18 protein-coding genes and 1 pseudogene are annotated in these 21638 nt (G+C 65.2%); 14 read left to right on the top strand and 5 right to left on the bottom strand.

Annotation, left to right across the window (positions count from 1 at the left end):
• Positions 1-32 precede the first annotated feature (32 nt).
• On the top strand, positions 33-1460 hold the full coding sequence (locus IEW22_RS17510; protein ID WP_229742861.1) for an MFS transporter: 1428 nt from the start codon (positions 33-35) through the stop codon (positions 1458-1460).
• Here the strand turns inward: IEW22_RS17510 and IEW22_RS17505 are convergent.
• Positions 1383-2327: a LysR family transcriptional regulator ArgP gene (locus IEW22_RS17505; protein ID WP_188588314.1), complete on the bottom strand. Its 945-nt coding sequence runs from the start codon at positions 2325-2327 to the stop codon at positions 1383-1385. The two genes, IEW22_RS17510 and IEW22_RS17505, sit on opposite strands and share 78 nt — an antisense overlap.
• Before the next feature lie 72 nt (positions 2328-2399).
• Between IEW22_RS17505 and IEW22_RS17500 the strand changes: the two genes are divergently transcribed.
• From IEW22_RS17500 to IEW22_RS17490, 3 genes are all read left to right on the top strand, one after another.
• Positions 2400-3017 carry a LysE/ArgO family amino acid transporter gene (locus IEW22_RS17500; RefSeq protein ID WP_188588313.1) on the top strand — a complete coding sequence of 206 codons (618 nt, stop codon included), beginning with the start codon at positions 2400-2402 and terminating at the stop codon, positions 3015-3017.
• Between the two features lie 68 nt (positions 3018-3085).
• Complete coding sequence (locus IEW22_RS17495) at positions 3086-3421, top strand: hypothetical protein (protein WP_188588311.1); 336 nt, start codon at positions 3086-3088, stop codon at positions 3419-3421.
• Positions 3418-4080, top strand: a complete 663-nt coding sequence (locus tag IEW22_RS17490) for a hypothetical protein (protein ID WP_188588309.1) — start codon at positions 3418-3420, stop codon at positions 4078-4080. The genes IEW22_RS17495 and IEW22_RS17490 overlap by 4 nt, the downstream gene beginning before the upstream one ends.
• 27 nt (positions 4081-4107) lie before the next feature.
• Here the strand turns inward: IEW22_RS17490 and IEW22_RS17485 are convergent, their stop codons facing one another.
• Positions 4108-5139, bottom strand: a complete 1032-nt coding sequence (locus IEW22_RS17485) for an NADP-dependent oxidoreductase (protein ID WP_188588307.1) — start codon at positions 5137-5139, stop codon at positions 4108-4110.
• Positions 5140-5213: 74 nt separating this feature from the next.
• On the opposite strand from IEW22_RS17485, the gene IEW22_RS17480 reads away from it, so the two are divergent.
• The gene (locus IEW22_RS17480) at positions 5214-6536 is read left to right on the top strand and encodes an alpha-hydroxy-acid oxidizing protein (protein ID WP_188588305.1); all 1323 of its coding nucleotides are present in this window, start codon (positions 5214-5216) and stop codon (positions 6534-6536) included.
• Positions 6537-6627: 91 nt separating this feature from the next.
• Here IEW22_RS17480 and IEW22_RS17475 read toward each other — a convergent pair whose 3' ends face one another.
• Positions 6628-8208, bottom strand: coding sequence for an HNH endonuclease signature motif containing protein (locus IEW22_RS17475; protein WP_188588303.1), 1581 nt, complete (start codon positions 8206-8208; stop codon positions 6628-6630).
• A gap of 346 nt (positions 8209-8554) precedes the next feature.
• Between IEW22_RS17475 and IEW22_RS17470 the strand changes: the two genes are divergently transcribed.
• Positions 8555-9988, top strand: a complete 1434-nt coding sequence (locus IEW22_RS17470; protein WP_188588301.1) for a sulfatase family protein — start codon at positions 8555-8557, stop codon at positions 9986-9988.
• Here IEW22_RS17470 and IEW22_RS17465 read toward each other — a convergent pair.
• Positions 9966-10952 (bottom strand): EamA family transporter, encoded by a 987-nt coding sequence (locus IEW22_RS17465; protein ID WP_188588299.1) that lies wholly within the window; start codon positions 10950-10952, stop codon positions 9966-9968. The genes IEW22_RS17470 and IEW22_RS17465 overlap by 23 nt on opposite strands.
• Positions 10953-11154: 202 nt before the next feature.
• Between IEW22_RS17465 and IEW22_RS17460 the strand changes: the two genes are divergently transcribed.
• Positions 11155-11832, top strand: coding sequence for an energy-coupling factor ABC transporter permease (locus IEW22_RS17460; RefSeq protein ID WP_188588297.1), 678 nt, complete (start codon positions 11155-11157; stop codon positions 11830-11832).
• Positions 11833-11938: 106 nt separating this feature from the next.
• Here IEW22_RS17460 and IEW22_RS17455 read toward each other — a convergent pair whose 3' ends face one another.
• Positions 11939-12958, bottom strand: a complete 1020-nt coding sequence (locus IEW22_RS17455; protein ID WP_188588295.1) for an LLM class flavin-dependent oxidoreductase — start codon at positions 12956-12958, stop codon at positions 11939-11941.
• A gap of 148 nt (positions 12959-13106) precedes the next feature.
• On the opposite strand from IEW22_RS17455, the gene IEW22_RS17450 reads away from it, so the two are divergent.
• The 7 genes and pseudogenes from IEW22_RS17450 to IEW22_RS17420 all read left to right on the top strand — a co-directional run bounded on the left by IEW22_RS17450 (position 13107) and on the right by IEW22_RS17420 (position 21546).
• Positions 13107-14012: a LysR family transcriptional regulator gene (locus IEW22_RS17450; RefSeq protein WP_188588293.1), complete on the top strand. Its 906-nt coding sequence runs from the start codon at positions 13107-13109 to the stop codon at positions 14010-14012.
• A gap of 11 nt (positions 14013-14023) precedes the next feature.
• The gene (locus IEW22_RS17445) at positions 14024-15082 is read left to right on the top strand and encodes an alpha/beta hydrolase (protein ID WP_229742860.1); all 1059 of its coding nucleotides are present in this window, start codon (positions 14024-14026) and stop codon (positions 15080-15082) included.
• Between the two features lie 728 nt (positions 15083-15810).
• The gene (locus IEW22_RS17440) at positions 15811-16734 is read left to right on the top strand and encodes a formylglycine-generating enzyme family protein (protein ID WP_188588331.1); all 924 of its coding nucleotides are present in this window, start codon (positions 15811-15813) and stop codon (positions 16732-16734) included.
• Positions 16735-16953: 219 nt separating this feature from the next.
• On the top strand, positions 16954-17751 hold the full coding sequence (locus IEW22_RS17435) for a GntR family transcriptional regulator (protein WP_188588291.1): 798 nt from the start codon (positions 16954-16956) through the stop codon (positions 17749-17751).
• Between the two features lie 148 nt (positions 17752-17899).
• Positions 17900-19297 carry an arylsulfatase gene (locus IEW22_RS17430; protein WP_188588289.1) on the top strand — a complete coding sequence of 466 codons (1398 nt, stop codon included), beginning with the start codon at positions 17900-17902 and terminating at the stop codon, positions 19295-19297.
• A 56-nt stretch (positions 19298-19353) separates the two neighbouring features.
• A pseudogene (locus IEW22_RS17425) lies at positions 19354-21200 on the top strand (DNA topoisomerase subunit B).
• Positions 21193-21546: a YidH family protein gene (locus tag IEW22_RS17420; RefSeq protein WP_188588286.1), complete on the top strand. Its 354-nt coding sequence runs from the start codon at positions 21193-21195 to the stop codon at positions 21544-21546. The pseudogene IEW22_RS17425 and the gene IEW22_RS17420 overlap by 8 nt, the downstream one beginning before the upstream one ends.
• Positions 21547-21638 lie beyond the last annotated feature (92 nt).

Here is a 21638-nt window from a genome sequence, read left to right as displayed (position 1 = left end):
TTCGCGAGGATGGGTGAGGCATCCTCGTAGTCGTGTCCTCGTCGCCGACCTCGCGTTTCTCGCCACTGCGTTTCTCACCCATGCGCCCGTTCGCGTACCGCCAGTACCGGCTGTTGTGCCTGGGGTTGATGCTGACGCTGTTCTCCGACGGCGTGTATCTGGTGGGGCAGGTGTGGCAGGTCATCCACGTCGGTGGCGGACCGTCCCAGTTGGCGATGGTGACGGTGGTGTTCTCGGTCGGCATGGTGGTCTCGACGCTGCTCGGTGGTGTGCTCGCCGACCGGTTCAGTCAGCGGCTGATCATCATCTGGATCGAACTGCTCAAGATGGTCGCGGCATTCACCGTCGGCACCCTCGCCCTCACCGGTCACCTGCAGATCTGGCACCTCATGCTCGCGGGACTGCTGTTCGGCGTCGCCGAGGGGGTGTACTACCCCACCTATTCGGCGCTGCTGCCGGCGCTGATCCCGCAGCGAGACCTGTTCGCGGCCAACGGAGTCGAGGGCACCGCGCGGCCGATCCTCTATCAGGGCATCGGTCCGGCGGTCGGTGGTGCGTTGGTCTCCGCAGCCGCACCGGGGCTGGCGTTGCTCGGCGCCGGCGTGGCCAATGTGCTGGCACTCGTGGTGTATCTGCGTATGGATCCGGTTCCGGTACAACGGGATCTGTCCGACGAGACCCGGCACCCGATCGTCGAGACGGTCTCCGACATCGCCGAGGGATTCCGCTACATGTGGCAGACCCGGTGGCTGATGGCCACACTCACCTTCGCCTGTGTGACCGTATTGATGACCACCGGGCCGCTGGAGGTGTTGGTGCCCTTCGCGATCAAGGATCAGGCCGGCGGCGACGCCGGCGACCACTCGCTGGTGCTGGCGGCCTACGGCATCGGCGCCGCACTCGGCTCGATCGTGGTGGTGATGTTCCCGTTCCCGAGGCGCTACCTCAGCTGGCTGATGGGCATCTGGGCCGTTGCCGGGCTGCCGCTGCTGCTGATGGGCGTGGCCACACATGTGTGGACGTTCGTATGTGCGGGACTGCTGTTGGGCTTCTTGTTCAATGCGCCCGACGTGCTGTGGGGCACGCTGCTGCAGTCGCGCATCCCCCGACACATGCTGGGCCGCATCGCCGGACTCGACGCCTTCGTCTCGGTCGCGTTGATGCCGGTGTCGATGGCACTCGCCGCGCCGATGAGCCACGCACTCGGACTCACCACCACGATGATCCTCGCCGCGCTGGTGCCGATCCCGTTCGGCGCGGTCCTGTTCGTGTGGGCGCGAATCCGGCGCGACGAGGTGGCCCACCCGATCGTGACCAGCGGTGCCGACGTCGACGACGAGTGGCAACAGCACGAGGGTGGCGCGCGCGAGGAGGAATCGGGATCAGCCGATGCTGCTGGACAGCAGAACCTCGGCGGCGGTGTAACGCACCAGGGCGGTGAATGTCTCCAGGAGCGGTGAGTGCAGCCGCCAGTGCTGCCAGTACAACTCGACGTCGCGGTGCTGGTCGGACAGGCGCACCACTCGACCGGCGTCGAGCGCCTGGCTGGCCTGCATGGCCGGCACGGCTCCCCAGCCGATACCCGCTTCCACCGCGAGGTGGTACTGCGTCGACGAGGGGATGTAGGAGGTCGGCGGGCTCGCGGTGCGTCCGACCATGTCCTCGATGAGTGTTCGCTGGATAGCGTCGGAACGGTCGAACGACACCATCGGTGCGCGGGAGAGCTCGGCCGGACTCGGCGATCGCGCATCGCTCGCGCCGAGCGAGGGAAACCATCGCGCCGCGAATTCGGGTGTGGCCACCGGGAGGTAGCGCATCGCACCGAGCGGCACCGCGGTGCACCCACGGATGCGGGTGGGGTCGGAGGTGACCGCACCGAGCACCGATCCGCTGCGCAGGAAGTCGGCCGTCCGGGTCTCGTCGCCGCGCATGACCTCGATCACCACGTTGTGCGAGCGACTCATCGCCACGATGGCGGGCATCAACCAGATCGTGAGTGAATCGGCATTGGCGGCGATCGGCATGTGGATCGGCTCGACCCAGTCGGTGTCGCTCTCGCCGGCGGTGACGCCGCCGGTGAGGGCGGAGGTCGCCTCGGCGTGCAGCCAGTCCCACTGTTTGGCCAGTCGCAGCAGCACCTCGCCGTCGGCGGTCGGGCGTGCGGGTTTGCCGCGTTGCAGCACCACGCGGCCCACCGCGGTCTCGAGCGCCTTGATGCGCTGCGACACCGCAGATGGGGTGAGGTGCAGCTCGTGGGCGGCCGCGTCGAAGGTTCCCGCCGCCACCACTGCGGCCAGGGTGCGCAGTCCCGCGCTGTCGATCTCCACATCAACAATTCTAATGAGTCGTGAAAATCATTCTCTGTACTGTTGTTGGCCGCCCTCATAGCGTCGACCAGTGTGAACACGCTGGTACTCGTCGCGCTGACCGGACTGATGACCGGAGCGGGACTGATCGTCGCCATCGGGCCGCAGAACGCCTATCTGCTCCGACAGGGCGTGATGCGTCGACATGTGGTGCCGATCGTGGTCGTCTGCGTCGTGTCGGATGTGGTGCTCATCGTGGGCGGTGTTGCCGGGCTCGGTGCGGTGGTCACCGCGTGGCCCCCGTTGATCACCGTCGCCAAGATCGTCGGCGGACTCTACGTCTGTGCACTTGGGGTCGCGGCGCTGCGCCGGGCGCTGCGACCGTCGGCGATGGCGATCGACGCCGGCCCCACTGCCGTGTCAGCGGCATCGGTGGTCGCTGCCACGCTCGCACTGACCTGGCTCAACCCTCATGTATACCTCGACACCGTGTTGATGCTCGGCAGTGTTGCCAACAGCAAGGGGCCACAGGGCAGATGGTTCTTCGCCGTGGGTGCCTGCCTGGCCAGCCTGCTGTGGTTCTCGGCATTGGGCTGGGGCGCAACACGACTCGCCCCGCTGTTCAGTCGCCCCCGGGCCTGGCAGGTGCTCGACGCCGGGATCGCGGTGGTGATGGCGGTGGTCGGCATCGGTATGTTCGCCTCGGTGTAGGGTTCGGCTGATCTCGATCGGGATGTCGCGATCGTGTTGTCCGGACGGAACTTCCGAGGAGGATCGAGGTGGCCAAGCCGGGGTGGCGACCGACGGCCACGTCCATCGATCGTGCGACGACGCTGCTGTGGCACGCATCCGTCGGCATGCCGCTCGGATTCGTCGTGCTCGCGGTCGTCGTCGCGGCCACCTGGTTCGTCTCGCCGATCAATCACCACACGCCCTATTCGGCGGCGGCCATCGCTGTGGTGATCTGTCTGGCATCAGCTGCGGTGTGGCGGCGGTTCGCCGTGATCGCGCTCGCCGCCTGTGTTCCGTCGGTGGTGTTGCTCGTCGCGTGGGCTGTCGCCGGGATCAGCCCTCAGTGGCGGTCATTCCTCGACGGGACGGGATACTCGGCGTGAGTACCGGTCGCGGCGCATCGACCTATCTATTGGTCTGTTGCGCAGCGGTGTTCGCGTTGTCGCTGGTGGTCACCGTCGGCCTGAGTGCGGGGATGCTGCGCGTTCTCTATCCGCATGACCCGGCATATGAGGCCGCACGCGCGCATCCGTTGAGGGCTGCAGCGGCGCGCACCGAGGTGGTCGATGCCACCGGGGACGTACTCGCCGCGGCGGGAGTGCGGACATCGGAGGCGACGGTCGGCCGCGATCAGTGCGGCTCGAACAACGGCTTCTCCCCGCTGCGGGATGTCGTGTCGTCACTGCTTCTCGTCCCGGATGATGCAGCGGTTGATGATGCAGCGGTTGATGAGTCGGCGGCGGTTGCTGCGCTCGGTGATCGCCTCATGCGTGCGCTCTCGCCCCGTAACGGCTGGACCACTGTCACAGGCCCGGTCGCGCAGTCCGCCCTCGCGGCGGCGCGCGTGCACGACCGGCCCGTGATGCGGCGCGGCGACGTGACGGCGATCGTCGACACGTTCACCGATGGGACCGGGAGCAGTCGGGCGGGAGCACAGTTGGAGATCTCGACGCAGTGCCGGATCCCGTTCTCGTCGGTGCCGGAACTGAATCGGACCGATATCGACGACGTCACCGGCGCCGTCAACGCGCGCGTGCGCTGACGGCGGGGGTGGTTCGACCCGGGCGTCTCAGTCGCTGACCTTGATCACGAGTTTGCCGAGGTTGCGCCCGGTGAGGAGTCCACGGAAGGCCTCAATGGCGTTGTCGAGCCCATCGACCACATCCTCGCGGTAGCGGATCTTGCCCTCGGCGACCAGCGGGGTGATCTCGGTGAGGAAGTCGTTCATCTGGGTGGGGGCGAACTCACCCTGGATGAAGCCGCGTACCAGCATGCTTTGATTGAGGATCTGCCGCATGAACCAGCCCATGCGATCGTGGCCGTCGGGAAGCGCCGTGGCGTTGTAATCGGCGATGAGGCCGCACACCGGCATGCGGCTGTAGAGGTTCATCCGGCGGACCACGGCGTTGAGCACCTTGCCGCCGACGTTCTCGAAGTACACGTCGATGCCGTCAGGTGTCGCCGCGGCGAGCTGCTCAGTGAAATCCTCTGCACGGTGGTCGATTCCGGCGTCGAATCCCAACTCCTCGGTGAGGATACGGACCTTCTCGGGGCCGCCGGCGATGCCGACCGCGCGAGCACCGGCGAGTTTCGCAAGCTGCCCGACCATCGATCCGACCGGTCCGGTGGCAGCGGCGACCACGACCGTCTCGCCCTCCTTCGGCTTTCCGATGTTGCGCATCCCGGCGTACGCGGTGAATCCGGGCATGCCCAGTACGCCCAGCGCGGTTGTGGGGGATGTGCTCGGGTCGAGTGTGCGCAGGTGTGCGGTCTTGGCGATCGCGTACGTCTGCCATCCGCTGTAACCGAGCACGAGGTCGCCGGGTGCGAATTTGTCGTCACCGCTGGTCATGACCCGCGAGACCGTGGCGCCGACCATGGTGTCGCCGATCTCCAGGGGTGTGGCGTACGACTTCCCGGCGCTCATCCGCCCGCGCATGTAGGGGTCGAGCGAGAGGTAGAGGGTTTCCAGCAGCGCCTCGTCGGAGGCGGGTTCGGGCAGTTCCACGGTCTCGACGCGGAAGTCGGAATCCTTGGGCTCGCCCACCGGGCGCTCTGCGAGAACGATGCGCGTCGTGGTCACCGGGGTGTTGTCGGCCATCGTCGGCCACCTCCTGATCGTGGTGTCTGCGAAACAGATCTGTCTTCGACGGTAGCCCGTTACGGTTGGTGCCCATGACGACGGATGCTCCCGATGGCACTGCTGAACTCTCCGGCCGAGGTCGCCAGAATCAGATCTACTCGGCGGGCGTCTTCGGACGTTCGCCGTCGGTTCCCACCGACTTCGACGAGTTGGAGCGGCGTGCGCGTCGAGCGATGACGGCGCGTGCGTGGGCCTATATCGCCGGTGGCGCCGGGCGCGGCTCGACGATGGATGCCAACCGCCGTGCGCTCGACTCGTGGGCGATCGTGCCGCGAGTGCTGCGTGACGTGTCCACGCGCGACATATCGGTCGAACTGTTCGGGCAGAGGTTGCCGGCACCGCTGTTGTTCGCCCCGGTGGGCGCCGGGGCGCTGGTACACGACGACGCGGACGCTCATATCGGCAGGGCGGCAGCACAATTGGGGGTGCCCTACATCTTCTCCAACCAGGGGTGCGTCCCGATGGAGAAGACCGCCCAGGTGATGGATGCGATCCGGCCGGGGTCGCCGAAGTGGTTCCAGCTGTATTGGTCGACCGATGACGAACTCGTCTATTCGCTGGTCGCGCGTGCCGAGAAGTCCGGGGCGCAGGCGATCGTGGTGACGCTGGACACCACGATGCTCGGATGGCGTCCACAGGATCTCAACATCGGCTCGTTGCCGTTCGCTCGCGCGGAGGGGATCGATCAATACACCTCCGATCCGCGGTTCATGGAGATCGTCGCCGAGCGGGTCGCCAACCCGGTGGGCGTAAGGCCGACGGTGGAGTTGACGATCGGTGCCGTGCGGTCGCTGTTCTCGATGGCGCGCAACGTGCCGGGTTCGTTGCTGCGCAATCTCGTCTCGCCGACGCCGAGGACAGCGGTGCAGACGTTCCTGGACATCTACGCGCGACCCTCGCTCACCTGGGATGACGTCGCCACGCTGCGCGACAAAACCGATCTTCCGGTGGTACTCAAGGGGATTCTCCATCCTGATGATGCACGCAAGGCCGTCGAGATCGGCGTCGATGGTGTGATCGTGTCGAATCACGGTGGGCGACAGATCGACGGCGAGATCGCTTCGGTCGAAGCGCTGCCGGGGGTGGTGGATGCGGTGGCGGGTCGTGCGAAGGTGCTGGTCGACTCCGGGATCTATTCCGGCTCCGACGTGTTCACGGTTCTCGCGCTCGGTGCCGACGCCGCACTGATCGGGCGACCGCACATGTACGGGCTGGCGATCAACGGCGCCGACGGTGCGCGTGACGTGGTGGCCAATATCGCCGCCGAATTCGATCTGACTCTCGGGCTGGCTGGCCACACGTCGGTGGCCGACCTGTCCCGCGATGCGTTGTCGTACCGGGGATGCCGGCACTGACGGCCACTCCCTCAGAACGGCGGCGGGTCGTCGTCTGCGAGACTGTCGTGCGAGCTCCTCTCGTTGGTTTCGCGAGCCCCTCTGATTTCTCTCATCTCTGTCGTCTCAGTGCGCTCGCGTCGTTGGCGATTGCGTTCCCGTTCGCGGCGACGGCGGGCGTGCTTGTCTGCCAGACGGTTTCGGCGCCTGGTGGATGACTCGGATTGCTGTTGTGGTGGTGGCCGCCGCCGGCCGGGTGGCGGTGTGGGTGGTGGTTGTGGGTCGGCGAAGATGATGCGCCGCAAGGTGGGGAACAGCTCGTCACCGGATTCGACGTTCCCGAGAATCTCGATACCGTCGCGTGTGTAGAACACCTGTCGGGCTCGCCGTGCTCGTCGATGTACTGGTCGTCGAGGAACACACCATCGGTTTTCATCTGGTGATGCATCCGGCATTTTGTCGCCAGATTCTCCGCGGTCGTTCGGCCGCCCGCCGCGGGATTGTCGTGGTCGTATTCGTGGACGTGATCGGCATCGGCAGCGAATGCGGGCTTGTCGCAGCCGGGTACGGTGCAGTAGCCGTCGCGGGCGCGGATGTAGAGCACCATCGCGCTCGAGGGTCGGTAGGGGTTCGACGGCAGATGCGACAGGAGTGGCTTCCCGGCCGGGTTGATGGGTTTGATGATGGCCCGGGCGCGTGTCGACAACTCACGCACATGTTCCCCGGAGATGACCCCGTAGCCGTCCATGAACCCCAGACCGGAGGGGCGCGACGTGTGGACACGCGTCACCGTGGGTTCAGTCGTGGTCTCGGCCGCAGCGTCTGTATCGGGTTCTTCGAGTGTTGCGGCTTCGGTGATCACGTGAATGAACACCGGGGCTTCGGCGGCCTGAACCATCGCCGGTTCGGGAATCGTGGCATCGCAGTCCTCGCCGCGATCGCACAGACACTCGAACCGTTCCCCCGACAACAGGGCGAACACTGCATCCGACCGACGTGCACCCGCAGCCCGCGGATCGTGCTTACACACACTCCCGGCCAACGCCTCCACTCGCGCCACTGCGACCCGCACGTTCTCGGCGGTCATCGAGGCATGGAGCACGCTCATGCCGCCGTCGATGTGCTCGGCCCACACGCGACGCTGTTGTTTCGCGGACTTCCGCCGTTCACGCACCGAATCGGGATCATGTCGGAACACGATGCGATCGCACAGATTCCTCACCTGCCACCGCGACAATGTGCCCGGCCGCCGCAGCGCTGACGCGATCTCGGCGTCGACGGCACCGGCGTAGTCGCGCCCGCTGACCAGTGCCGTGCGGCCCAGCACCGTTCGAAGGTGGGCGGCGGTGATCACGCCGTCACGGAGGCAGTCGGCCACCTGCGGAAGCTCCCCGAACAACATGAGCACGTCGTCGAGTTCGCCCTCCGCGACGCGTTGTGAACGACCCGACAGCATCGCGATCTGGCTCGCTGCCCGGGCATGGGCATCGAAGGCGCGTTGATCGTCGTCGGCGAAGGGAGCGACCAGCCGGTGGTAGATCTCCGCCAGAATCCGCAGTCGCGTCCATTCCAGAAAGGACTGTCCGGCCACCGCATGCATCAGGTCGTTGGCGAGATCGGCAATCGCCGCACCGTCCATGGAGCCACGCAACCCGATCACCTCGGGATCCACGGACGGCCACGCAACAGACACGGTGATCTCCACACGATCGAAGCAGCAGCACAGACAGGCAACAGCGGGTGACCCCCACTCACTGGAGGTCGTCAGAAGAAGAAATCCCACAGTCGCGTCGTCGAGCGCACGCGTGTCATGAACCAGACGAGAGGACCGGCCTAGCCGAATCTCTCGAACACATGTTCTAGACTACTCACCCCTCAACTGAGACGCAACCCTTCTAGCAGGGGAATTCGGCCGACCGTCGAGTCGGACACCGGACCGGTCTTGCCAGAATCAGCCTGAGCCGAATTCGACTCCACGGGGTGGGCTGGGGCACCATGGGGTCGTGTCATCCGAAGTGAATACCGATTGCGCACCACCTGTGACCAGCGAGAATGCGACGAGAGAGAATGTCCTCCTCGTTCACTGGCACGACCTCGGAAGACATCTCAACTGCTACGGTGCGAGCGGCGTTCCGAGTCCCAATCTCGACAGGCTGGCCGCGCAGGGCATCCGGTTCACCGATGCTCACGCCACGGCGCCGCTGTGTTCGCCGGCCAGGGGGTCGCTCTTCACCGGCCAGTATCCCCATCACAACGGTCTCGTCGGGTTGGCTCATCACGGATTCGAGTACCGGCCCGGAGTTCAGACGTTGCCTGCTGTTCTCTCGGCGGCCGGCTATCGCACCACGCTGTTCGGGATGCAGCATGAGAGCGCCGATCCGTCACGGTTGGGCTTCGACGAGTACGACGTCTCGGATTCTCTGTGTGACTACGTGGTAGCTCGATCGCAGGAGTGGCTGCGCGCGCGAGTTGACTCCGACCAGACGGCGCCCTTCATGCTCACCGCGGGATTCTTCGAGACGCACCGCCCCTATCCGGCTGACCAGTATCCGCACGCCGATCCCGATGAGATCAGCGTTCCGGGCTTTCTGCATGATGCGCCGGCGACCCGCGACGACCTCGCCGGTCTGCACGGCAGTATCGAGGTGGCCGACGCCGCGGTCGGTCGGCTGCTGGACACGGTGACCGAACTCGGCCTCGACGAGAACACCTGGGTGGTGTTCATCACCGACCACGGTCTCGCCTTCCCGCGCGCGAAATCCACGCTCTACGCCGAGGGGACAGGTGTGGCCCTCATCGTGCGGCCGCCGACCGCTCGAGGCGTGGCACCGCGGGTATACGACGACCTGTTCTCGGGGGTCGACCTCACGCCGACACTGCTCGAACTGCTCGACGTGGCCATCCCCGAGGATGTCGACGGGGAGTCGCACGCGCCGGAACTCCTTGTCCCCTCCGATGAACCGGTGCGCGCGGAAGTGTTCACCGAGAAGACGTTCCACGACGCCTACGATCCCATCCGTGCGGTGCGCACCAAGGAGTTCAGCTACATCGAGAACTATGCGCACCGACCCGCGCTCGTGCTGCCGCTCGACATCGCCGACAGTGAGTCGGCCATCGACCTCGACGACTCCGAGATCAACTCTCCGCGTGCGGCGTTCGAACTCTACGATCTGACCGCCGATCCGTATGAGCGGCGCAATCTCGCCGCTGACCCCGGCTATGCGACGATCCGCGCCGACCTTCGAGAGCGACTGTCGCAGTGGCGAACACAGACGTCGGATATCTTGCCTGACGAACGTGTCGGCGACGAGGTGGCGGAGCGCTTCATGGCGGCCTTTGTCGCACACGCACCCGAACACACCGTGGTCGGCGAGGAGGCATTGCCCTCGCGCCGTCCCCAGGGCGAGCGGCGGGAACTCGCCGGCGGAACGCATGCACAGACCCGCGCGGTCACACGGTCGGGCGCACGGTAGGAGCCATGTCGTCGGGTGCGCCTGTGGCGCAGCCAGATACGGTCGGATCAGATGCGGTGGGATCGGGTGCGACGGTTGCATGGTCGCTACGCCGCGCCCGCGACATACCCACCATGCACCCGACGATGATCACCACACCTCCGACGACCTCGGCGACCGTGGGCACCTCGTCGAGCAGCAACCACGATGCGGTGATGCCGACCACCGGGACCAGCAGGGAGAAGGGTGCGACCTGGCTCGCCGGGAAATGGCTGAGCAGATGTGTCCACAATCCCGAACCCGCGATCGTGCCGAGGAACACCACGTAGGCCAGGCCGACCAGCGCCACCAGACCGCTGTGGTCACCGAGTGTGGTCAGTGAATGCACACCAGCCGTGGGGCCGTCGAAGATCATACTCAGCGCGAACAGCGGCAGCGGCGGTACCACGCTCATCCACAGGGTCAGTCGCAATGCGCTGTCGGGCTGGGCGAGTCGGCTGCCGATGTTGCCCAGAGCCCAGCCGAATCCACCGGCGAGAGTCAGCAGAATCCCGATCACCGCAACACCTTCGCCGTGCATCGCGCGATCGACGCCGATCACCACCATCCCGGCCAACGCGACGAGAAGTCCGCCTGATTGACGCAGCGACATCGTCTCGCCGAGCAGCAACACCCCGAGCAGAACTGTGAACGGTGCCGAGGATTGCAGCACCAGAGATGCCAGGCCGGTGGGCATCCCGATGTGCATCGCGAGAAAGAGGAATGCGAATTGTATTGTGCCGAAACCGATTCCATACAGAAGGAACCAGCGTAACTGCACATTCGGCCACGGCACGAAGAGGATCACCGGAATCGCCATCACCGCGAATCGCAGTCCTGCGAAGAAGAACGGCGGAAAGTGTTCGAGTCCTGCGTGGATCGCGATGAAGTTCAGCCCCCACAGCACGACGACGGTCAATGCGAGGAGCCGATGGCGAATGGTCATGCACTCATCGTGAGGCGCAAATAGGTGCAGGACAATCGATATGTTCTGCACCTATTGTGTAGCACCACTTCATTGATGTGTGCCCGTCACGACGCAGTGGTCAGATGTGACGACATACCGAGCCGGGCGAACGCTCGGGTCAATGGTTGGTAATGTCATCGCAATTGTCTGACAACCATCTCATCGACCCAGGGGGATTAACGTGCACATCGAACCCGGCCTCGTCGACGGGGCGAAGATCGGCCTGAGCTATGCCACGGCCACCTGCGCACTCGGCGTCGGCGCATTCGAGTCGTTCCGGCTCGTCAGGTCCCGTGGCGTTGTGGCGCTGCTGTCACGATCGGCGATCGCCATCGCCGCGGTGTTCGTCTTCTTCCAGGTGTTCCCACACACCCCGGTCGGTGTGTCCGAGGTCCACCTGATCCTCGGGTCGACACTGTTCCTGCTCTTCGGGGTCGCTCCCGCCGCAATCGGTCTGGCCGGTGGGCTGCTGATTCAGGGGTTGTTCTTCGCTCCGTTCGACCTGCCGCAGTACGGCATGAACGTGACGACCCTTCTCGTGCCACTGTTCGGTGTTGCGATGGTGGCGCGCAAGGTCATCGCCCCGAACACGCCCTACGTGAAGATCAGATACCGTCAGGCGCTTGCGTTGTCGTCGACATATCAGGCTGGAATCGTCGCCTGGGTGGGATTCTGGGCTCTCTACGGCGGGGGAGTGGGTGCGGAGAACCTGGCCTCGGTCGCATCGTTCTCCGGAGCCTACCTACTGGTGATCCTGGTGGAACCGCTTGCCGACCTCGCGGTGCTCGCCGGTGCCAAGTCTCTGCATCGGCTACGGCATTCGCCGGTGGTCGACCGGCGATTGTTCAACCCCGCCTGAGGTTTTCGCTCGCCATATGACACAAGAGCTGTCGCCACGGACCGGTCCGTGGCGACAGCTCTTGGCTATCTGGAGTACCCAGCGTGGGGTACCCGGCCTGGACTGCTCAGCGCCAGCCGAGTGCGGGGGCGACCTCGGTGAGGATCGTCTCCATCACGTGGGCGTTGTAATCGACACCCAGCTGACTCGGCAGGGTCAGCAGCAGTGTGTCCGCCTCCTCGATCGCCGAGTCGGTGCGCAGCTCCTCGATCAGTTTGTCCGGCTCGGCGGCATAGGACCGGCCGAATCGGGCCAGACCGCCTTCGAGATGCCCGACCTGATCCTGGTCGTCGCCGCGACCACCGAAGTAGGCGCGATCCATGTCGGTGGTGAGCGCGAAGATGCTGCGACTCACCGAGACCCGCGGCTCACGCTGATGCCCGGCCTCATCCCACGCCTTACGGAACCGGCGGATCTGCTCGGCCTGCAGCTCGTGGAACGGGATGCCCGCCTCCTCGGTGAGCAGCGTCGAGGACATCAGGTTCATCCCCTGCGCGGCGGTCCACTCGGCAGTGGCCCGGGTGCCCGCACCCCACCAGATCCGGTCGCGCAGCCCGGGAGAGTGCGGCTCGATGCGCAGCAGTCCCGGCGGGTTGGGGAACATGGGCGTCGGATTCGGTTGCGCGAATCCCTTGCCCTCGATCACCTGGAGGAACACCGCGGTGTGGTCACGTGCCATGTCGGCGTCGGTCTGGCCCTCCTGAGGCACGTACCCGAAGTACTTGTAGCCCTCGATCACTTGCTCAGGGGATCCCCGGCTGATGCCGAGCTGCAGCTTGCCCTCGGAGAGGAGGTCGGCGGCGCCGGCATCCTCGGCCATGTACAGCGGGTTCTCGTAACGCATGTCGATGACGCCGGTACCGATCTCGATGCGATCGGTCTTGGCGCCGATTGCCGCGAGCAGCGGGAACGGGGAGGCCAGCTGGCTGGCGAAGTGGTGGACACGGAAGTAGGCGCCGTCGGCACCGAGTTCCTCGGCGGCGACAGCGAGGTCGACGGATTGCAGTAGTGAGTCGGCAGCGGTGCGCGCCTGCGAACCCGGCGCGGCAGCCCAGTGGCCGAACGAGAGGAAGCCGATCTTCTTCATGCCAGATGTAACCGGACTTGAGTCCGTTTGATTCCCTCGCTCATATGCCTGGCGAAATCCGGGCCACGACCTGGTGCGGGTGAGGTAGACGACGCGAACTGTTACGGGCAGCCGGTGAAGCCGTGCTTCACTGTGGCAGGCTGCCCACATGGACGTGCGACTCGATCTGCGGCGACTGGAGGTGCTGCGCGAATTCGCCGACCGCGGATCGGTGGCCGGGGTCGCCCAGGCGCTGCACATGACGCCCTCGGCGGTGTCGCAACAGCTCAAGGCGCTGGCAAAGGAAGCCGGTGTGGAGGTCGTCGAACCGGTCGGGCGGCGCATCCGCCTCACCGCGGCCGGTGAGGCGCTGGTGGTGCGCGCGGACGAGATCTTGGCCGCGGTGCAGCGCGCCGCCGACGAGATGGCCGGCTATCGGGGCGGCACCGGCGGTCGTGTGCGGGTGGCGATGTTCCCCTCTGGCGCGGCGCTGCTCGCACCGGGAATGCTCACTCGACTGGCGGCCGAGGGGATTGCCGCCGAGATCGCCGACTTCGACGTGTCCTATCCCGATGCGTCGTCCGGACTCACCGATCACGACCTGGTGGTGACACATCGCGACGAGCTGGCCGCACGGCTGTCGCGGCCGCGGGTGAAGGCGGTGGAGTTGATGCGCGAACCGCTCGACGTGGTGGTGGCCGCCGATCACCCCCTCGCCCAGGCCGGATCGGTTCAGGTCGCCGACCTCGCCGACGCCGACTGGATCAGCGTGCGCGGCGGGTTTCCGGTCGATGACGTGTTGATGTCGATCGCCACCATCACCGGCGTCGCACCCCGGATCACCCAGCGGCTCTTGGACTTCACCACGATCGAGGCGATGGTGGCCGCCGGCCACGGCATCGCTCTCATGCCGCGACATGCGGTGCGCAACCCGCATGTGCGACCGCTGGTGTTGGCGGGGGTGCGCGCGGCGCGGGTGTATGAGGTCCTGGTGCGGCCACAGGCGCAGCGGCGCACCACGATCTCTCAGGCAATCGAGGCACTGCGCGCCGAGGCCGCGTCGATCGACTGCTAACGTCATCGAGCGTGAGCCCAATCACATCAGATGTGGTGACATCCGCGATCGTCAGATCCGAACGGGTTGCCGCAGCAGCGCTGGCGCATATGCCCGATGTCGTCCGTCGTCAGGCATCGCGGTGCATGCCCACCAACGCGGCCGGCGACCGTATAGCGCCGGAGATGTACGCGATAGCCACGTCGGCGGGCCTGATGAAGAGTTTCTCGTTCGCCGGTGTCACACCCGAGGAGGCGAGACGTCGGATGGACGCCGATGCGATCGCCTTCGGAGAGACGTTCGCTCCGTTCGCGATCGAGCAGGATCTCGCGATCGACGGACCTGCCGGCCCCATCCCCGCGGTTCGATACCGCAGCGGGGAGACATCCCGCGGGCTCGTGGTGTTCTTCCACGGCGGCGGATGGGTGGTCGGCAGTCCGGCGAGCCACGCCGCACCCGCCAAACGGATCGCCGCGCGAGCCGGGGTCGACGTGGTGTCGGTGGACTACCGACTGGCACCGGAGAATCCCTTTCCCGCGGCCGTCGACGATGCGCTGGCCGCGTGGCGCTTCGCGGTGGCGACGGCGCCGGCGTGGGGACTGGATCCACGCTCTGTTGTCCTCGCCGGCGACAGTGCCGGCGGAAACCTGAGTGCCGTGGTGGCACAACAGGTTCGTGGCGACGAGATCACCCCGGCTCTGCAGGTCCTGATCTATCCGGTGACCGATCTGGCCGCCAAATCCGCCTCTTATCACGAGTTCTCGTCGGGCTTCTACCTCACCGAAGAGCAGATGAATCTGTTTCGCGAGCAGTATGTGCCTGCGAACACCGATCTCGCCGACCCACGGATCTCGCCGCTACGGGCCGCCGATGTCGGTGGTGTTGCTCCCGCGCATGTGGTGGTCGCCGGTTTTGATCCGCTGCGTGACGAGGGTCTGGCATATGCCGAGAAGCTGCGCGCCGCAGGTGTTCCGGTGAGTGTGGAGCGCGCCGGGTCGATGATCCACGGCTTCGCGAATCTGGCGAAGGTCAGCCCAGAGAGCGGCGCTGTGCTCGATCGCATCGGTGATGCGATCATCGCCGCTCTCTGAGCTGTCCGGCCGAGGCCGAGAGTTCTCGCTCTAGCCCTGGTGCGGTTACTTCTTGTGCGCGGCCGGCGCGGGTGCCTGAGCCGGCTTGGCGGGTGCCTGAGCTGGTTTGGCGGGTGCCGACGACTTCGGCGGCTGGTTGTAGAGCGTGATGAAGTTACCGGCATTCGCGACGGCCGCGCCGATCCCGCCGATTGCGGTGCCGGCGAGCGAACCGGGTGCGCCGAGCGTTACCTACGCGGATCACTCTGGAGCACCGCATGCGACCGCCGTCACAACGTTGGCTGTTGCGACATGGTGACGGCCGTCGCGATGTGCTCCTATGGCGCGAGGGCGACACACTGTCTGGAGATGCTAGTTAGGTCGGCGGCAGTGTTCTCGACCATCTGCGTCGGCGAATATTCACCGCGCCGTCGCTGGGTGTTCATTGTGGGCGACCCTGGATCGTCGACTGTCGTCAACGGTGCGGTCATGAGAGTTGCGGTGGCGTTACTCGCTGCGATCTGCCGATCGATGGCCTTCGACCTGCGGTGAGCCGTCGTCGTGGGTGGCGTAACTTGACGTGAACCCATGAGGTGAGGCCGCGCGCGACGATTGCGGTCATGACCATTGAAGAACTGCGTGCGCCGGGAGTGGGCCGACCGCCACTCCTCACGCCCCGCCCGGCGGCGGTGAGATGTGACGGCCCCGATCGTGAAGACCCCGATCGTAAGGACCCCGATCGTAAAGACATGGTGTGGATTGCCGGCGGCACCTTTTGGCTGGGGTCCGAGGATTTCTATTTCGAGGAGCGGCCAGTCCATCAGGTGCGAGTGGATGGATTCTGGATGGACACACATCCGGTCACCGTCGCCGAGTTCCGCCGCTTCGTCAACGAAACCGGGTACGTCACCGTCGCCGAACGGGTACCGGCTGCCGCGGACTATCCCGACGTGCCGCCGGAGAACCTCGTGCCGGGTTCACTGGTGTTCACCCCACCCGATCACCGGGTACCCCTCGACGACTACCGAAGGTGGTGGTCCTATGTGCCGCATGCGGATTGGCGACATCCCGAGGGACCCGGCTCGAATGTCGGAGAGCGCAACCGTCATCCGGTGACGCAGGTGTCCTACCTCGATGCCGTCGCTTACGCGCAGTGGGCGGGGAAACAGATCGCCACCGAAGCACAGTGGGAATTCGCGGCGCGTGGCGGACTCGATCGCAAGGCGTACGTCTGGGGAGACGAATTCGAGCCCAGAGGCAGGCCGATGGCCAACGTCTGGCACGGCGAATTCCCCTGGCAGAACACCGGGCGTGACGGTTATGAGCGCACGTCTCCGGTGGGCAAGTTCAGACCCAATGGCTACGGTCTCTACGACATGGCCGGCAACGTGTGGGAATGGACCTCTGACGTCTACACCGCTGACCATTCTGTCTCGGGGAAGAACATCACACCCGCATCGAGTTGTTGCGTTCCGACCAATCCCCGGATCGGGGTGGCTCCTCAAGGTGGCGACGGTGATGGTGAGGGTCAGGGTTTCGTGCGCAGGGTGATCAAGGGGGGCTCACATCTGTGTGCACCGAACTACTGCCGCCGCTACCGCCCAGCCGCCCGTCAGGGTGAGACCGAAGAAGCCGCGACCGGTCATCTCGGATTCCGCTGTATCGCATACTGATCTCGGTCCGCGCTGCCCGCGGACCTCACCGAATGCCCGCTCCCTTCACCGGGGCGGGCATTCGGCCTGTCCGGGGGTGTTCACCGCGCAGTTCGCAGGTGGCGTAACGAGGCGAATTACGCAGCTCAGCCCGCCGATCACGTGCGAAAACGCAGGTCAGCGGGGTGGCGTAACACCGCGATAACCAAAATGAGCGGGTGGGGATGCCAGACTCGAAGCATGCAAGGACGACCCCACATCCAGCCCCGCGACTTCCCGCGGCCTCCCGTACGCAAGTACGCGGGAAGCCGTGAAGACGCGGCCCGCTGGGTGCGTGACGTTCTGCGTAATCAGATCCTCGATGGCGCATTCGGCGGCTTGTCGGCAGCGCGACCGGCGCTGCCCCCGGAATCGACGCTGGCCGCCGAGCTGGGTGTCAGCCGCAACGCGATTCGAGAGGCCCTGAATCTGCTGAGGAAGGAGGGTCTCATCACGCGCGTCCAGGGTGCTGGGACCTTCGTCACCGGGGCGAAGCTCCGGCAGAACATCAACAGACTCGAAGGTCTCGCAGAATCCCTTGCCGGACATCACCTTCCGGTGGACAACAAAGTTCTGTCGGTGCGTGAGTCCACGGCGACGCCTTTCGTCGCGGGGAAGTTGGCCATCGAGGAGGGTTCACCGATCCTCTTCGTCGAACGACTCAGATCCGTCGGTGGGGTTCCCCTCTCGCTGGAGACCACATCGATACGCGCCGAGGCCATCCCGAAGCTGATCAACGCTGATCTGGCGGGCAACGACGTATTCGATCTGATCGAGCGGGAACTGGGAGTGTCGCTCGGCTGGGCTGAGATCACGGTCGAATCGGTGCTGGCCGACAATCCGACGGCGAGATTCCTCGACGTACGCCCGGCATCACCGCTGTTGCTCTTACACCGACTCACCTATCTCGAGGATGGAACACCTTTCGACCTCGAGGCCATCCGTTATCGGGGAGATCGGTTCTCGCTGACCACATCCCTACCGCGAACACGACTCTGACGATCTGAACCGCAGCAGCGAAATCCCCGCTGACCCATCCTTCCGCGTGACGTCGATGCAGGCGCCGCGCCGGTCGAACGCATCCGTTGGCCACGACGACGTCGCCACATACACGGAATGCCACTGCACAACAAGAGAGGTACTACCCATGTCCAGCCAACCCAACATCGTCTACTTCCACGTGGACAATCTCGGACTCGGCGAACTCGGCTGCTTCGGTGGTGGCATCATGCGCGGCGCCGACACCGTCAACATCGACCGATTCGCATCCGAGAGCCTGAAGCTGTCCCACTTCGTCGTCGAACCGCAGTGCACGCCAACACGTTCGGCACTCATGACCGGACGCTATCCGATCCGTTCGGGCAATCACACGATTGCCTTGGGCGGCAATGACGGAGGACTTGTCGCGTGGGAGCGCACGATCGGTGACGTCTTGTCCGATGCCGGATATGCGACCGCCTGCTACGGCAAGTGGCATATCGGTGCCGAGGACGGCCGCTGGCCGACCGATCACGGCTTCGATGAGTGGTACGGCCCGGCTCGTACCTACGACGAATGCCTGTGGCCCGATGACCCGTGGTACGACGGCGAGCGCGACGGCTACTCCTACATGTACGACGGAACCAAGGACGGTGGCGTGATCACCACCGACCAGCAGCTCACCGTGAAGCTCAAGGCGGAGGTCGACGGCGAATACGACCGCCGGGCGAAGCGATTCATGCGTCAGGCAGTGGCCGACGACAAGCCGTTCTTCCTCTACCACAACCATTCCCTCATGCACTTCCCGATCGTCACGCGCGACGAGTTCGCGGGCAAGAGCACCAACGGCGAATGGGGCGATGCTCTTCTGATGCTCGATCACGACTTCCAGAGCATCCTCGACGAGCTCACCGAACTCGGCGTCGCGGACAACACGATCGTGGTCTTCGCCGGTGACAACGGACCCGAAGACCACCTCCTGGGACGCGGCACCGCAGGCTTCTTCGACGGCTCGTATTTCAGTTCCGCCGAGGGCGGCATCCGTACGCCATGCCTGATCCGTTATCCCGGACAGGTTCCCGCCCGTGAGAGCAACGAGATGGTGCACGTGACCGACATGTTCACCACACTGCTGCGATGGGTCGGGTGTGAGACGCCGGCGGACCGCATCATCGACGGTCTCGATCAGCGCGCGTTCTTCGAGGGCGCACCGGAGTCGGCGCGTGAAGGGTCGATGGTGTGGCTCAACGAAGAACTGCATGCGGTCAAGTGGCTGCAGTTCAAGGTCAGCTTCAAGCGACAGCAGCATTTCCACGACCCGGAGATTCCGCTCGGATTCGCCCGCATCATCAACCTTCTCGAAGATCCGAAGGAGCGCGAGGCCGTCAACCAGAAGCATGTTCGCTGGTGGGTCATGCAGCATGCGCGCCGAATCATCCGTCAGTTCGAGGAGAGCGTCTCGCAGGAGGAGCTGATCCCGGCGGGCGCACCGGTTGACTTCATTCCCGCCCAGCGCCGGCTCGAGTACCACGTGACGCCGCCGCGCGAGTCGGTGATCACCGTCTGACACCGCGCTCCACACCCATCTGCGATCGCGCTGCCCACCGAGGAGGTCACCACATCATGGTCGACGAACAGCGAAGCTATGACGCCGAGGCCATCACGGTCCTCGAAGGACTCGACGTGGTCCGCAAACGACCCGGGATGTACATCGGATCCACGAGCGAACGCGGCCTGCATCACATGGTGTGGGAGGTGGTGGACAACGGAGTGGACGAGGCGATGGCGGGACATGCGACCCGCGTGGACGTCCGACTCCTCGCCGATGGCGGTGTCGAGGTGCGCGACGACGGGCGCGGGATCCCGGTGGCGATGCACGCCAGCGGGGTCCCGACCGTCGACGTGGTGATGACCCAGCTGCATGCCGGAGGCAAGTTCGACACCGATTCCTATGCCGTCTCCGGCGGTCTGCACGGTGTCGGCGTGTCGGTGGTCAACGCGTTGTCGACTCGACTCGACGTCGAGATCTGTCGCGACGGCCACCGGTGGACACAGCACTACAACCACTCGATCCCCGGCACCCTCCAGCGGTGCGAGATCCGGCACACGACCGGCACGACAGTGAGGTTCTGGGCTGATCCGGCAGTCTTCGAGACGACCACCTACGACGCCGACCTGATCGGCCGACGCCTCCGGGAGATGGCCTTCCTGAACAGGGGGCTGACGCTCACCCTGACCGATGACCGGCAGGGCGAATCATCGACCCACACGTTCTGCCATCCGGGTGGACTCACCGAGTTTGTGGCCCATCTCAATCGATCGAGAACACCGATACACCAGTCGGTCGTCGAATTATCCGGCCACGCAACGGGGTACGAGCTCGAAGCCGCGTTGCAGTGGAATGATGGCTACACCGAGACCACCCGGACCTTCGCCAATACGATCAACACACACGAGGGCGGAGTGCACGAAGAGGGCTTCCGTGCCGCTTTGACCGCAGTCGTGAACCGATATGTGCGTGACCACCGACTGGTCAAAGGAAAGGCCGAAACGAATCTGTCGGGTGACGACATCCGCGAGGGCTTGACGGCGGTGATCTCGGTGAAGGTGGCCGACCCGCAGTTCGAGGGTCAGACCAAGACCAGACTGGGCAACTCCGAGGTGCGTTCTTTCGTGCAGCGGGTATGTCATCAGCAACTCGGCGACTGGTTTGACGCGCATCCGGCCGACGCGAAGGTGATCGTCACCAAGGCTGTGGAGTCCGCGCATGCTCGCCTGGCCGCGCGTAAGGCGCGAGAGTTGGTGCGGCGCAAGAGCGCAACCGATATCGGTGGTCTGCCGGGCAAGCTGGCCGACTGCCGCAGCAATGNCTGCCGTTGCGCGGCAAGATCATCAACGTCGAGAAGGCGCGGATCGACCGGGTGCTCAAGAATGCTGAGGTCCAGTCGATCATCACCGCCTTCGGTACCGGTATCCACGACGAGTTCGACATCGCCAAGCTGCGCTATCACAAGATCGTGCTGATGGCCGACGCGGACGTCGACGGTCAGCACATCTCGACGCTGTTGCTGACGCTGCTGTTCCGGTTCATGCGCCCGCTGGTGGAGCACGGCCACGTGTATCTCGCTCGGCCGCCGCTGTACAAGCTCAAGTGGCAGGGCAAGAACGCCGAGCCGGAATTCGCCTATTCCGATCGTGAGCGTGATGCGCTGCTGGAGATGGGTAAGGCCGCGGGCAAGAAGATCAACGTCGACGACGGCATCCAGCGCTACAAGGGTTTGGGCGAGATGAACCCGAAGGAACTGTGGGACACCACGATGAACCCCGACACCAGGGTTCTCGGCCGGATCTCGCTCACAGATGCGGCGATGGCCGACGAACTGTTCTCGACACTGATGGGAAGTGATGTCGACAATCGTCGCGGGTTCATCACCCAGAATGCGGGGGATCAGAGGTTCCTCGATGTCTGAGAACTCACTGCGAGACTGCGATACCGCTGTGCCCGAGGAGGATCGACAGGAGCCGGACTACCGCTTCACGCTCGCTAACGAGCGAACCTTCCTGGCCTGGCTTCGTACCGGGCTTGCGCTGCTGGCTGCAGCCGTGGCTGTCGTGGAGTATGTCTCGACGATATCGAGTTCGGCACTCTCGCATGTGATCGGCGGAATGCTCGCCGCCACCGCGCTCGTCGTTGTCTTGGGTGGCGCGCGCCGGTGGTGTCAGGTCGACTCGGCAATCCGCGCCGGACGCCCGCTCCCGGTGAACCGGCTACCACTTGTGATCGCTTGGGTCATCGGGTTTCTCGCCTCTTCCTGATTGACGGTGCGTGGAACAGGTTCTTGCGACCACAAGATGTAGGGGTGAGCAAGATCGCGGGGTGATGGGCGGTGTCGCTGGAGGTGTAGGCG

It is taken from the genome of Gordonia jinhuaensis, from assembly GCF_014639795.1.
In the GTDB taxonomy this organism is placed as follows: Bacteria; Actinomycetota; Actinomycetes; order Mycobacteriales; family Mycobacteriaceae; genus Gordonia_B; species Gordonia_B jinhuaensis.
Note: the sequence above shows the minus strand (reverse complement) of the source record. Positions and strands in the feature narration are given on the sequence as shown.

Bases quoted from the DNA above. Each gene is read 5' to 3' on its own strand.
- IEW22_RS17485 (WP_188588307.1), bottom strand. From the start codon at position 5,139: ATGGCCGACAACACCCCGGTGACCACGACGCGCATCGTTCTCGCAGAG.
- IEW22_RS17435 (WP_188588291.1), top strand. From the start codon at position 16,954: ATGCAAGGACGACCCCACATCCAGCCCCGCGACTTCCCGCGGCCTCCC.
- IEW22_RS17455 (WP_188588295.1), bottom strand. From the start codon at position 12,958: ATGAAGAAGATCGGCTTCCTCTCGTTCGGCCACTGGGCTGCCGCGCCG.
- IEW22_RS17420 (WP_188588286.1), top strand. From the start codon at position 21,193: ATGTCTGAGAACTCACTGCGAGACTGCGATACCGCTGTGCCCGAGGAG.
- IEW22_RS17450 (WP_188588293.1), top strand. From the start codon at position 13,107: ATGGACGTGCGACTCGATCTGCGGCGACTGGAGGTGCTGCGCGAATTC.
- IEW22_RS17465 (WP_188588299.1), bottom strand. From the start codon at position 10,952: ATGACCATTCGCCATCGGCTCCTCGCATTGACCGTCGTCGTGCTGTGG.
- IEW22_RS17430 (WP_188588289.1), top strand. From the start codon at position 17,900: ATGTCCAGCCAACCCAACATCGTCTACTTCCACGTGGACAATCTCGGA.
- IEW22_RS17480 (WP_188588305.1), top strand. From the start codon at position 5,214: ATGACGACGGATGCTCCCGATGGCACTGCTGAACTCTCCGGCCGAGGT.
- IEW22_RS17440 (WP_188588331.1), top strand. From the start codon at position 15,811: ATGGTGTGGATTGCCGGCGGCACCTTTTGGCTGGGGTCCGAGGATTTC.